The organism is Micromonospora sp. WMMD558 (genome assembly GCF_049315255.1).
Classification (GTDB): domain Bacteria; phylum Actinomycetota; class Actinomycetes; order Mycobacteriales; family Micromonosporaceae; genus Micromonospora.
The window spans coordinates 3,811,758-3,824,140 of record NZ_CP186061.1 but is presented as its reverse complement, the minus strand read 5'-3'; the positions used below and the strand labels follow the sequence as shown (position 1 = coordinate 3,824,140).

Genomic DNA, 12,383 nt, shown 5'->3' with positions numbered 1-12,383 from the left:
GTGGAGGTCGTGCTCTCGATCCGTCGATCGGTCTGGGGTGGGTTGCGCCCGGCGAGGACCGGCCGGCCCGCCGGTTACAGCCAGTCGTGTTCGCGGGCGTAGCGCGCCGCTTCGTGGCGGGTCCGGGTCTGGGTCTTGCGCATGGCGTTGGAGAGGTAGTTCCGGACGGTTCCCGGCGCGAGGTGCAGCCGAGCGGCGATGTCGACGACCGAGTAGCCCTCACCGGTGACCCTCAGCACGTCGACCTCGCGGTCGGTCAGGGGGCAGTCCTCGGTGACCGCGAGTGCGGACACGTCCGGGTCGATCCAGCGTCTACCTGCGTGCAGGGTGGCGATGACTGAGGTGATGTGGGCCGGCTCGGCGGACTTGCTGACGAAGCCCTGGACGCCGAGTCTCAGGGCCTTGCGCAGCACGCCGGGCCGGGCGTGCCGGGTCAGCATGAGGACCACCTGCTCCGGGCGCGTGCGGCGGATCTCCGCGACCGCGCCGAGGCCGTCCACGCCGGGCATCTCCAGGTCGATGACCAGGACGTCGGGCCGGTGCCGCAGGGTGGCCTCGATGGCGGTCTCGCCGTCCTGCGCCTCGGCGAGGACGGTGATGTCGCCTTCCAGGGGCAGCAGTGCGGCGAGGGCCGTACGGAGCAGCACCTCGTCGTCGGCGAGCACGATGGTCGTCATCGACCGTCCTCCTCCCCCGGGGCCGGCGGGGCCGCGGCGCCACGGGCGGGCGGGAACGTCGCGGCGGTCCGGAACCGCCCCTCGTGCTGCTCCACGATCAGCTCACCTCCGTCGCCTGCCACCCGCTGCCGCAGCGCGGACAGTCCCCTGAGCTGCGGCGGTGTGTCGGCGGTCGCGCCGTCGTTGACGATGGTGATGCCCGACTCGGAGAGCGTGATCTGCACCTGGGTGGCCTGCGCGTGGCGCAGGATGTTGGTGGTCGTCTCGCGCAGCACCTGGCCGAGCAGTTCGCTGACGCGGACGTCCACGTCGGCCTCCCGGGTCACCCGGACCCGGATGCCGGCGGCCTCGAACAGGTTCTTCGCGTTCTCGATCTCGGCGGTGAGGTTGAGCCGCCGTTGGGCGTAGGCGAGTTCCTTGGTCTGTGCGATGGTGTCGCTGACCAGCGCGTACGTCTCCCGCAGTTCCTTCTCCGCCCGTGCGGTGTCGCGGAGCAGCAGTCGCTGGGCCAGAGCGATCTTCAGCTTGACCACGTGCAAGGTGTGGCCCTGGATGTCGTGCAGGTCGCTGGCGAACCGGACGCGCTCCCGGACCACGGCCAGCTCCGCCTCGCGTTCCCGGGTCTGTTCGAGCTCCCGGATGAGGTCGTAGAACCGCTCGCCCACCATCGTGAAGACCGTCACGACGACGGTGAGGGCGGTCGGGATGAGGACGTAGGTGACCAGGACGTGACCGATGTCGTCCCGCTGCACCAGCAGCCGCGCCGCGCCGACGGCGGCGACATAGCAGAACAGCCCGGCCACCGCCAGCCTGCGGTGTCGCCGGACCTCGCGCAGGGCGAGGGATCCCACGGCGCAGAACCCCCAGTAGGCGTTGGGGCTGCCGGTCACCAGGACCCCCAGTGGCCACACCGCTGCCCCGACGATCACGCACGGCAGCGCCACCCGTGCCAGGTCGTTGGCCGTCCACCGTTCGAAGGCCACCACGGCCGCCACGGCTCCGGGCGCCAGGACGACGAGGTGCCACCAGGTCCGCGCGTCGGTGTAGAGCAGGACCACGGCGGCGATCACGACCGGCGGCAGGGACGTCGCCAGGTTGAGCCGGCGCAGCCTTCCCTGCGTCGACTCGGTGAAGCGCGGCGATCGTGCGGTCACCGCACCAGTATCCGGCAGCCAGGGGCCACGACCAGTGACAGCACGTCACATACGGTGATGACGTGGTGCCACTGACGGGCCGGCGGCGCCCGCGCTGTCATAGGGTGCATGTCCGCCACACCCGTCATCGAAGTCGACCGGCTGAACCTCACCTACGGTGACTTCCACGCCGTCAAGGACCTCTCCTTCGAGGTATGGCCCGGAGAGCTGTACGCGCTGCTCGGCACCAACGGGGCCGGGAAGACCTCGACCTTGGAAGTTGTCGAGGGCCACCGGAGGCCGGCCTCCGGCACCGTGCGCGTCTTCGGGCACGACCCGGGCGACCGGCGCGTGGTCCGTCCCCGAATGGGCGTCATGCTCCAGGAGAGTGGTTTCTCCCCGGACCTCACGGTTCGTGAGTCCGTCCGGCTCATCGGCCAGCTCACCCGGCGCAGCGACGACGTCGGGCGAGTGCTCGACCTCGTCGACCTCACCGGCCGGGCCAGCCGCAAGGTGTCGCAGCTCTCCGGTGGCGAGAAGCGGCGGCTGGACTTCGCCACCGCCGTCTACGGCACCCCGGAGCTGCTCTTCCTGGACGAGCCGACCACCGGCCTCGACATTCAGTCCCGCGACGCCGTCTGGGCGACCGTCGACCGGCTCCGCGAGAACGGCGCGACCATCGTGCTCACCACCCACTACCTGGAGGAGGCACAGCAGCGCGCCGACCGCATCGGGCTGATGCACCAGGGCACCCTCCACCGCGAGGGCACCGTGGCCGAGTTGACCCGCACCCTCCCGGCGGTCATCCGCTTCACGCTGCCCCCGGCGGCGCCGACGCTGCCGCTGCAGGCCGCCGTCGGCCCCGACGGAAAGGTCGTGGTCGAGACCGTCGCCCTGCAGAAGGACCTGCATGTCCTGCTCCGGTGGGCCCAGGACCACGCCGTCGAGTTGCAGGGCCTGGAGGCCGGGCCGACCCGCCTCGACGACGTCTTCCGCGCCATCAGCAACTGACCCGCCACCTCGACAGGAGTGCCACCGTGTTGTCCATCGCCGCAAGCGAGCTGATCCAGATCTTCCGCAACCGGCTGGTACTGATCACCAGCCTCATCATCCCGGTAGTCGTCAGCGCGTTCTTCGTCCGCCAGCACGAGACCTACGCCGCCCTCGGCAGCCTCGGCTACATCGCCGCGATCGTGATGTTCACGATCACCGCCTTCGGCCTCTACGCCACCGCCGTCACCACCCTGGCCTCCCGACGGCAGAACCTCTTCCTCAAGCGGCTGCGCTCCACCGCCGCAAGCGACACCCGCATCCTCGCCGGCCTGCTACTGCCCGTCGTCGTCCTCGCCCTGATCCAGGTCACCGCGATCCTGACCGCCCTGGCCCTGGTCGCCGGCGGGCCGGCCAACGTCGCCCTGCTCGTGGTGGCGACCGTCGCCACCCTGGCCATGATGATCGGGCTGGCCCTGGCCACCGCCGGGCTGACCAACTCACCCGAGCACGCCCAGGTCACCACCCTGCCCGTCACTCTCGGCGTGATCGCCGTGTCCAGCTGGATCGGCATCACCGGCACCACCGACCTCACCTGGCTCAAGCGACTCCTGCCCGGCGGCGCCGCCACCGAATTGACCATGAACGCCTGGAACGGCGGCGTCGCCGTGACCGAATCCCTCGCCCTGCTCGCACCCACCCTGGCCTGGGTCGCCATCGCCGTCACCCTTGCAACCCGACTCTTCCGCTGGGAGCCCCGCCGATGACCACCGAACCCCGGTCGGACGTCCCGACCCTCGCGGAAGATCTCCTACTGCTCCTGTTCCAGCCCAGGTCCGGGACCATCGCGGGGGAGAACACGCTGTTCTACGTCCTCGGTGGAGCCGTCCTCGCGGACCTCGCCCTCGGCGAACACCTGACCACGCCGGCCCGGGGCCGGGTCAGGAGTGTGGAGGGCCACCCACCGTCGGACGACCTCCTCCGCCCGGCATGGGACTACCTCGCCGAGAAACCGAGGGGGGTGCAGACGGCACTGGCGGCGATCGGTCCCGCCCTGCGCAAGCCGGTGTTGGACAGGCTCATCACGCGAGGCGAGATCGACCAGCAGCCGCACAAGGTGCTAGGCCTGTTCCGCACGACCGCCCTGCGCGAGGGTGGGACCGGACGCCGGGCGCGTCTGCTCGCCGACGTCCGGCACGCCCTCGTGGACGGTGCACAGCCGCAGACCCGCATCGCCGCGCTCGCGGCACTGCTCTCCGCGAGCGGTACCCTCCCGCAGTTCCACCGCGAGATCCCGTGGACGGCACCGGTGATCAACCGGGCCAAGGAACTCGAGCGCGGCGACTGGGGCGCCGACGCCGCGGCGCAGGCCGTGACCCGCACCGTGACGGCCACGGTCGTCAACAGCGCCATCGCGGCCATCACCGCGCTTCCGCGCAGCTAGTGCGCCCGCATTTGGGACGACATCGACACCCACCCGAGGTGTACGGCGTGCCCGCCGAGCTCAGCCTGCTCCGGCCGCGTGCGGGCCGGGCGCGGGACAACTACACGCCGGTGGCGGCGTCGGCTACCTCAGCTATCCGGCACACCCGACCCACGCCGCACCGTGTCGACATCCACCAGACGCGGTCCCGTACAACTAAGGAGACGCGCGTGACCTCCCCGTCTTCCGCGCCGGATACCGACGCCGAGCCCACCCGTCCTTTGCGACGGCGGTGGCTCCGGATCGTATCCGGCGTCCTCGCCACCGTGGTGGCCGCCGTCAGCCTCGGCGTCGCCGCCCTGCAGCTCGGCCTGCCCTGGCAGATGGGCGACGGCGACCGCAACCACGTCTACGAGGGCGACGCCGGTTCGCAGCGCTACCAGGTCCACCTCCCGCCCCAGCACAAGGGGACGACCCGGCTACCGGTCATCATGGCGATCCACGGCTGCGGCATGACCGGCTACGGGTGGAACTCCATGAAATCCACGACGCAGTTCAACCGCCTGGCCGACCGGGAGGGCTTCATCGTCGTCTACCCCACACAACTGATCACCCGCAACCTGATCGCCTGCTGGAACTCCGCCAACCCACGGCATCAGCACCGGTACACCGGCGAACCCGCGCTGCTCGCCGGCGTCGCCCGCCAGGTGGTCGAGAAGTACGACGCGGACCCCGCGCGGGTGCACGTGGCCGGCGCCTCGTCGGGCGCGGGAACCGCGGTCATCCTCGCCGCGACCCACCCCGACATCTTCGCCACGGTGACCTCGGTCGCCGGCGGCGAGTACGGGCTCAACCAGGTCGACCCGGACGATCCCGACTCGACGTCGCCGCTGGACACGGCACGTCAGGCCTGGGCCCAGATGGGCGACCGGGCCCGCCGGGTGCCGCTGCTGGTCATCCAGGGCGAGCGGGACGAGGTCGTGCCGCCTCTGGTCGCCACCCGCCTCGTCGAACACTGGACCGCGGTGGGCGACCTCGTCGACGACGGCCTGCCCAACGACAGCCTCGACACGACCGAGAAGACCGTGTCCATGCCCGCCGCGGCGGGGCGGCACGCGTACACGCAGACGACGATCTCGGCGCCGGACGGCTCGTCGATCGTCGAGGCGTACCGCGTCCAGGACATGGGGCACGTCTGGCCCGGTCCGGACGGCGACGGCCGCTACACCGATCACGCGGGCCCCGATGCCAGCGCGATCGTGTGGGAGTTCGCCGAGCGCCACCCGATGGCGTGAGGACCGCGTCGGCCCGGCCGCGCCTATCCGGGGCCGGTCGTCTCCTCAGCCAGGTCGACCGGGCGCGCCTTGAGCTTGGTGGCGATGCGCATCAGCGCGCGTCGGTCCGCGGGGGTGAGCGGGTCGAGTTCGCGGGAAGGCTGATCGCCTTCGACGACGCCCGTGTGCACTGACAGCGCGACCAGGGGTTGACACACACGAGTTACCAACCAAAGGAGTGGTTCACGGTGCGGAGTTCGCAATCGGCTGAGGCCGGCGTGCCCCGGGTGCTGGTGACCGGCGTCCGCGGCAAGACTGGTCTACCACTGGCGGAGCTGCTCGTGGCACGACGAGACGTCGACGTGCTGCGCGGCAGCAGCGATCCGTCCACCATCGGCATCGACGGCGTTCACCCTACCGCCTTCTCGTGGGACGAGCCGTCCGGGTGGGCGGCGGCGACCGAGGACGTCGACGCCGTGTACGTGGTCCGGCCGGACCGCGCGGACGCGCCGCAGCTCGTCGGTGCGTTGCTGGCCGGAACGTCGCCCCGGACCCGGGTGGTACTGCTGTCCGACCAGGACGGCGGCCACCCAGGCCCTGACCATCCGGACCCCGCCGGCTGGGCACCGCGTGTCGAGCGTGCGGTACGCGACAGTGGGCGCGCCTGGACGGTCCTGCGGCCGGGTTGGTTCATGCAGGTCCTCACCGATCCGCGCTTCTACCGCGACCAGATCGTCGGTGCCGGTGAGCTGCCGTTTCCCAGCGGCGACGCCATGGTGGCCTGGATCGACGCCCGGGACATCGCGGCCGTCGCCGCGCGGGCGCTGCTCGAGGACGGGCATGCCGGCCGGACGTACCGGATCTCCGGTCCGGAGGCACTGTCGTTGCCGCGCACCGCGGAGCTGCTCTCCGCCGCGGCAGGGCATCCCGTGACCCACCGGGACGTGACCGTCGACGAGGCTGTTGCCGGTCTTGAGGGCTTCGAACGAGACCTCTCCGCGCTGACGTTCGAGCGGGTACGCGCCGGCAGGTTCGCGGAGGTAACCGACATCGTCGAGCACGTCACCGGACGGCCGGCGCGTGCGCTGCGGAGCTTTCTCGCCGACACCGAGCCGGCGTTGCGGCGCGGGGGTCGCTGACATCCGGGACGGCCGACCTCACGAGGGCCTTTCTCGACCGAGCCCTGCGTGCCGCCTGACCGCACATGGAAAGGTACCGAAGTGCGCACCGGCGAGAGCGGCACCGTCCGGTCGACGCACGCGGGATCGGCGCCAGCGGAACCCTGACAGATACCGAGGTGTGAGATGCCAGATGTGAACCCGGTTGCAGCGCAGCGCATCGAGGCCGCTGTCGTTGCTGCCCTCGCCGTCGTCGTGACCGTCACCGCCGGGTACCCGTGGTGGTGGCTGCTTGCCCTCTTCCTCGTCTTCGACCTGTCAATGCTCGGCTACCTGCACGGGCCACGCCTTGGAGCCACCTGCTACAACCTGGCGCATTCCTACACCCTGCCGGCGTTGCTCGGTGCGGTGGCCGTGATCACGGCCGCACTCCGCGACCCGATCGACTGGCTCGGAGTCCTGGCCGTCGCCTGGGCATTCCACATCGCGGTCGACCGCGCCCTCGGTTACGGCCTCAAGACGACCGAGGGGTTCGAACACACACACCTCGGTCGGATCGGGAAGGCCCGGCCCCTCGACCGCTGAACCAGCCGGCTTGGTGGAGGCGCTCCGGGAGACGACCCGACGGCATCCGGAAGCTACGGGCCAGCAAGCGCAATTACGTGCTGTCCGGCCACCGTTTAGGCCAAGGGATCCGAAGGCGGCCGGCCGCCCGCGTTCGATCCGGTCGTCTACCGGCAGCGTCACCTAGCGGACGCGAAGCCCGGCGACGAGGAGATCGACCAGGCGGCGTGCGTCGTAACCGGGATCGCTGCCCGCGCCGATGCAGAGATTGCCGACGCCCCGCAGCAGTCCGTAGGCGTCCATGTCGGGGCGGATCTCGTCGGCGGCGACGGCAGCGTCGAGGAGCTGGTCGCACACCGGGACGAGCCGGTCGAGGAAGTAGGCGTGCAGGGTCTGGAAGGCGGCGGCGTCGGACTGTAGCGCTGCGGCGAGACCGTGCTTGGTGACCAGGAAGTCGACGAACAGGTCGATCCACTGCGCCAGGGCGGCGTGCGGTGTGTCGCTGTCGGCCAGTAGGGCCGGTCCTGCCTCGGCGCACGCCTCGATCTGGTGCCGGTAGACGGCGACGATGAGGTCGGATCGGGTGGGGAAGTGGCGGTAGATCGTGCCCACGCCGACGCCCGCCCGTACGGCGATGTTCCGCACGGGGACGTCGACGCCGGAGGTGACGAACGCCGCGGCGGCAGCGTCGAGCAGGGCCTTCTCGTTGCGCCGGGCGTCGGCCCGCTTGCGCGGGACCGGTTGCTCCGAGCCCCTGTCGATGTTGGCCACGTCGCGTTACCTCCGTCACTCCCCTTGGCATCCGGAACGCCGTTCCGTATGTTGTTTATCGGAACAGCGCTCCGCTTGCTCAGCATACTGACCGGACGGGCTGCCACCAACTGACCGGACGGGCTGCCACCAAATCGTGGACCGCCGGACGCCTGAAGGAGAAACAGTCATGCAGTACCGCACCTTGGGTCGCACCGGTGTGCAGGTCAGCACCCTCGCACTCGGCGCGATGAACTTCGGCAGGATCGGCAACACCACCCAGGACGACGCCACGGCCATCGTCGACGCAGCGCTCGAGGCGGGGATCAACCTCATCGACACCGCCGACGCCTACAGCGGCGGCCAGTCCGAGGAGATGGTCGGCAAGGCCATCGCCGGCCGCCGGGACGACGTCGTCCTGGCCACCAAGGCGACCCTGCCGATGGGCGACGAGCGCAACCAGCGGGGCGGCTCGCGCCGCTGGCTGGTCACCGCGTTGGAAAACAGCCTGCGCCGCCTCGGCGTCGACCACGTCGACCTCTACCAGATGCACCGGTGGGATCCGACGACCAGCGACGAGGAGACGCTGTCGGCGCTGACGGACCTGCAGCGCGCGGGAAAGATCCGTTACTTCGGCTCCTCGACCTTCCCGGCCTACCGCATTGTGCAGGCGCAGTGGGCCGCCCGCGAGGGACGCCTCAGCCGTTACGTGACCGAGCAGCCGAACTACTCGATCCTGCAGCGCGGCATCGAAACCCACGTGCTGCCCGCGACGCAGGAGTACGGCATGGGCGTGCTCGCCTGGAGCCCGCTGGCGTCGGGCTGGCTGTCCGGGGCGATCCGTGCCGGCCAGGAAATCAGCACGAACCGCTCGGGCTTCATGCAGCAGCGCTACGACATCAGCATCCCCGCCAACCGCGCCAAGCTCGACGCCGTCGAGCAGCTCGCCACAGTTGCCGACGAGGCTGGCCTCAGCATGATCCAGCTCGCGCTCGGCTTCGTCACCGCGCACCCGGGCGTGACCAGCGCGATCATCGGCCCCCGCACGATGGACCACCTCCGCTCGCAGCTCGCCGCCGCGGACACGGTGCTTTCGGCCGACGTGCTGGACGCGATCGACGCGATCGCGGCTCCCGGCGTCGACCTCGCCGCCCACGAGAAGAACGACACCCCACCCGCTCTGCTCGACCCGGCGCTGCGCCGCCGCTGATCACTCGGCACTCGGTGACCAGGCTGCAGACGGACGTGCGCCTGCGCGTCCGCCTGCCGCCTGACCCGCCGCACAGCCAGGCCTTCCCAGGCTAGCGCCGAAAGCACGAACGGACCCATGCCAAGCAAGCCCTCGCCCAGCCTCGGGCTCATGACCGCCCCGATGTACGTCGACTACCACGACATCCTGCGGGTTCGGCAGGAAGCGGACGCCATCGCCGAGATCGAGCACGCCTGGCTGTTCGACCACCTCATACCCATCAGTGGCGACCCGGGCGGACCGGCGTACGAAGGCTCGACCCTGCTCTGCGCCCTCGCCACGCAGACCGAGCGGCTGCGCCTGGGCGTGATGGTGACCAGCAACCGCTTTCGGCCTCCCGCGATGCTCCCCAAGATCGCCACGGTCGTCGACATCGTCCCCGGCGGGCGCCTCGACTTCGGCATCGGCGTCGGGTCGCGGCCTGGTCACCCCCTGGCCCGGCGGGAGTACGCCGCACACGGCCTGCCCTTCGCCGACGCCGTGGGCAACCTCGCCGAGGCGCTCACGGTCATCCGGCGACTCTGGACCGACAACGAGCCGTTCGATTTCTTCGACACCCTCGCCGCAGTGCTGCGGCCGGGCCTGCCCGTCGAGATCGTCGATCACGATCCGGTCGGTGCGGTCCGGAAACATCGACGCGTACGCGGCCCGAGCGCCGACCCGTACGACGTTCCAAGAAAGCTCGCCTTCTCCTCCCCGAGCGCAGCCCGGATCGCATCCAGGTCCCGCGCCGTGTTCGCCGTCGTCACATGCCGCAGCCGGCCCTGCGTGTCGTTGGCCGCGCACCGGTCCAAGCAGGAGACCATGGAGCAGCGTCCCGGCGGGGCATCCGATCATTCAGGGCGGGAACTCGTGCAGCGATGGCAGCCGCTCCAGGCTCGACCGGGCGCTCGCCGTGTATGGGTGCGCTTGACCCAGCACCCGAACGTAGTCGGCCAGCACGTCCGTTAGCACGCTTCTCGCCCGACGACGCTGGCCTCGTACCGCGAGGGCCAGTCCCAGGTTGCGGCGCGCGTTCAGCGATGCGGTGTGGTCGGCGCCCAGTATCCGCTCCCGGTCCTGCACCACCCGCTCGAACAGTCGCAGTGCCCGGCGGCCCTGGCCTGCGGCCAGCAACGCACGGGCGAGGAAGAGTCGCAACCGGATCAGGCTGGGGTTGTCCCGCGGAAGAGCTGCCTCGGCCTGTTCAACGAGGCCGCGCAACAACGCAATCGCATCGCCATGGCGGCCTGCGGCCGAGTAGGCGGCCGCTCGGTACTGCGGCCACCACATGACCTGCGTTCCAGCGGCCTCGGCGCAGTGCACGCTAGCGTTGATCTCGTGGAGCGTGACCGCCTCCGCCGCACGGCCCGCCCGGACATATGCTCGGGCGAGTTCGCCACGGGCGTTAATGGTCGACTCATGCTCGGGCCCGTACACGCGGATATTCTCGCGAAGATTTTCTTCGAAGATCGGCACCGCGTCGTCGTTCCGGCCCATTGAGCGCAGCGTGCTGGCGATGTTGATGCGCGCGGCCATGGTCGAGCGGGCATCGGGGCCGCAGATGCGCAGGCTCTCCTGCAGGTTGTAGCGGTGGATTTCCAGGGCGCGCTCTAGGAGGCCGGCGCATTCGCAGCAGTATCCGAGAAGGTTGCGGGTCGCCACGGTGGCCGCCTGGTCGGGGCCGTGCACGCGCATCCGGTCCGCGAGAACTTCCTCGGCGAACGCCAGCACGTCGAGTTCGCGGTGCGTGCCAATGCCCGCGTCGATCACTGCGCGGCGGGCGAGGAAGACAGCCTCGTCGTCGATGCCGTCTGTGTTCTGATGCTCCTCCAGCACGACGAACGCGGTGGTCAGTGAGCGGGAGGATTCCCCGAGGATGCCGAGCCGTTCGACGCTCCACCGGCGTAGCCGCAAGAGTTCGGATACGAGTGCCTCTGCCTCGGGGTCGCCGTTCAGGTCGCGGCGCACGGCGGCCCAGACATCGGCCACGTGGTCGACGACGTCGGTACCGGACGGCGGTGTGGCCGCAGCGGCGGCGCCAAGCACCTTGGTCGCTTCCTGCGCCGCTGCCCGTACTCGACCCTGGGTTCGCATACGTGTCAGTGCGAAGCGCCGCGTAAGCCGGTGCATCACTACGACTGTTCCGGTGACATCGAACCCGATGACGGACGCGCCGGCGAGCGTCCCGAGGGCGTCGTCGACTCCAGATCGCTCGATGGGCAGGTAGTACAGCAGGTCGCGCCGGATGCCGGCGGGTGACAGCAGGGCCATGAGATCGACGATGCGTTGGGCGACGCCGGTCGGGTCGGCCGCTTCCGCGTCGGCGATCGAGCGGAGTGTGGCTTGCTCGACGCTGTTCGGGTAGGCGTCGCCTGGTACTCGGGCCAGCATCGAGGCGAGCGGCCCGGTACGGAGTCCGGCGAGGTAGTCGCCAAATGACTGGCGCCGGCGGCGAATCACCGCACCCGCCTGGGACAGTGCGAGGGGTAGATCGCCGAGTTCGTGCGCGACAAGCGCGGCCTGTTCAAGGTCGTCCAGGCCACTGCGGGTGCAGAGAAAGGCCGCCGCCTGTGCCGGGGTGAACACCTCGACGCGGACCTCGGTGCCGAGTTGAGCGAAGTCCTGGTTGGTCGTGGTGATGACGACTCGCGCTCGGCCACGGCGGGGCAGCCAGGGCAGGACGGCGTCGGGGTCGAGGGCGTTGTCGAGGACGATGAGCGACGGCGTGGGTCGCTCTTCGATCCAGCGCAGCGCGGCCTTCGCCGCGGCGTCGGCATCGATAACCGTCTCGACGAGCCTGACCTCGCGGGCCAGGGCCGCCAGTGCCGTCGTGATCGCGGCGGCGTCCTCGGCGACGATCCAGAGCACCAGCCGCAGTCGCCGGGCTAGGTGTTCGCGGGTGTACGTCGCGGCAAGGTGGGTTTTGCCGACGCCGCGCCCACCGGTCAGCGCGGTGACGGGGCCGTTGTCGACGGCGCGTGCCAACTCGTCGAGCAGCGCTGCCCGGCGGGTGTAAGCCAGTGGCTCTCGCGGCACGTCGCCGATCACGACTGGCGCCCGCCACCGCGCGGGCCAACGCGACGCACCCTTGGTTGAGGTCTGGCGCAGCTGGAGGTACGAGACCCCAAGCCCGGCTACGGCCACGATCGCGCTTACAACGCCCACCGTCACCTCGGCGCTCACATGCTCCAGGCAACCATAGGCAGGGATCCGTGTGACTCCG

12 protein-coding genes are annotated in these 12,383 nt (G+C 70.4%); 8 read left to right on the top strand and 4 right to left on the bottom strand.

The features are described 5' to 3' along the window. Positions 1-74 precede the first annotated feature (74 nt). Positions 75-677, bottom strand: a complete 603-nt coding sequence (locus ACN26Y_RS18405) for a response regulator transcription factor (protein WP_155331473.1) — start codon at positions 675-677, stop codon at positions 75-77. Further along, the gene (locus tag ACN26Y_RS18400) at positions 674-1,831 is read right to left on the bottom strand and encodes a sensor histidine kinase (protein ID WP_155331472.1); all 1,158 of its coding nucleotides are present in this window, start codon (positions 1,829-1,831) and stop codon (positions 674-676) included. The genes ACN26Y_RS18405 and ACN26Y_RS18400 overlap by 4 nt, the downstream gene beginning before the upstream one ends. A gap of 108 nt (positions 1,832-1,939) precedes the next feature. Here ACN26Y_RS18400 and ACN26Y_RS18395 point away from each other — a divergent pair, with 108 nt between their 5' ends. The 6 genes from ACN26Y_RS18395 to ACN26Y_RS18370 all read left to right on the top strand — a co-directional run bounded on the left by ACN26Y_RS18395 (position 1,940) and on the right by ACN26Y_RS18370 (position 7,200). After that, positions 1,940-2,821 (top strand): ABC transporter ATP-binding protein, encoded by an 882-nt coding sequence (locus ACN26Y_RS18395; protein WP_422733123.1) that lies wholly within the window; start codon positions 1,940-1,942, stop codon positions 2,819-2,821. 26 nt (positions 2,822-2,847) lie between these two features. Continuing rightward, the gene (locus ACN26Y_RS18390; RefSeq protein ID WP_155331470.1) at positions 2,848-3,567 is read left to right on the top strand and encodes an ABC transporter permease; all 720 of its coding nucleotides are present in this window, start codon (positions 2,848-2,850) and stop codon (positions 3,565-3,567) included. Next, complete coding sequence (locus ACN26Y_RS18385; RefSeq protein ID WP_155331469.1) at positions 3,564-4,244, top strand: GOLPH3/VPS74 family protein; 681 nt, start codon at positions 3,564-3,566, stop codon at positions 4,242-4,244. The genes ACN26Y_RS18390 and ACN26Y_RS18385 overlap by 4 nt, the downstream gene beginning before the upstream one ends. A gap of 209 nt (positions 4,245-4,453) precedes the next feature. Continuing rightward, a complete protein-coding gene (locus tag ACN26Y_RS18380) occupies positions 4,454-5,518 on the top strand; it encodes an alpha/beta hydrolase family esterase (RefSeq protein ID WP_155331468.1) in 1,065 nt (354 codons plus the stop codon). Between the two features lie 227 nt (positions 5,519-5,745). Continuing rightward, a complete protein-coding gene (locus ACN26Y_RS18375) occupies positions 5,746-6,636 on the top strand; it encodes an NAD(P)H-binding protein (protein WP_422733122.1) in 891 nt (296 codons plus the stop codon). Between the two features lie 165 nt (positions 6,637-6,801). Continuing rightward, a complete protein-coding gene (locus ACN26Y_RS18370; protein WP_155331466.1) occupies positions 6,802-7,200 on the top strand; it encodes a DUF4260 domain-containing protein in 399 nt (132 codons plus the stop codon). Between the two features lie 162 nt (positions 7,201-7,362). On the opposite strand, the gene ACN26Y_RS18365 is transcribed toward ACN26Y_RS18370, so the two are convergent. After that, positions 7,363-7,950 carry a TetR/AcrR family transcriptional regulator gene (locus ACN26Y_RS18365; RefSeq protein ID WP_155331465.1) on the bottom strand — a complete coding sequence of 196 codons (588 nt, stop codon included), beginning with the start codon at positions 7,948-7,950 and terminating at the stop codon, positions 7,363-7,365. A 169-nt stretch (positions 7,951-8,119) separates the two neighbouring features. Between ACN26Y_RS18365 and ACN26Y_RS18360 the strand changes: the two genes are divergently transcribed. Together ACN26Y_RS18360 and ACN26Y_RS18355 are read left to right on the top strand one after the other, a co-directional pair. Then, the gene (locus ACN26Y_RS18360; RefSeq protein ID WP_155331464.1) at positions 8,120-9,139 is read left to right on the top strand and encodes an aldo/keto reductase; all 1,020 of its coding nucleotides are present in this window, start codon (positions 8,120-8,122) and stop codon (positions 9,137-9,139) included. A gap of 150 nt (positions 9,140-9,289) precedes the next feature. Next, complete coding sequence (locus ACN26Y_RS18355; protein WP_422733121.1) at positions 9,290-10,129, top strand: LLM class flavin-dependent oxidoreductase; 840 nt, start codon at positions 9,290-9,292, stop codon at positions 10,127-10,129. On the opposite strand, the gene fxsT is transcribed toward ACN26Y_RS18355, so the two are convergent. Continuing rightward, the gene (gene fxsT / locus ACN26Y_RS18350; protein WP_196255615.1) at positions 10,016-12,208 is read right to left on the bottom strand and encodes an FxSxx-COOH system tetratricopeptide repeat protein; all 2,193 of its coding nucleotides are present in this window, start codon (positions 12,206-12,208) and stop codon (positions 10,016-10,018) included. The genes ACN26Y_RS18355 and fxsT overlap by 114 nt on opposite strands. Positions 12,209-12,383: the final 175 nt, after the last annotated feature.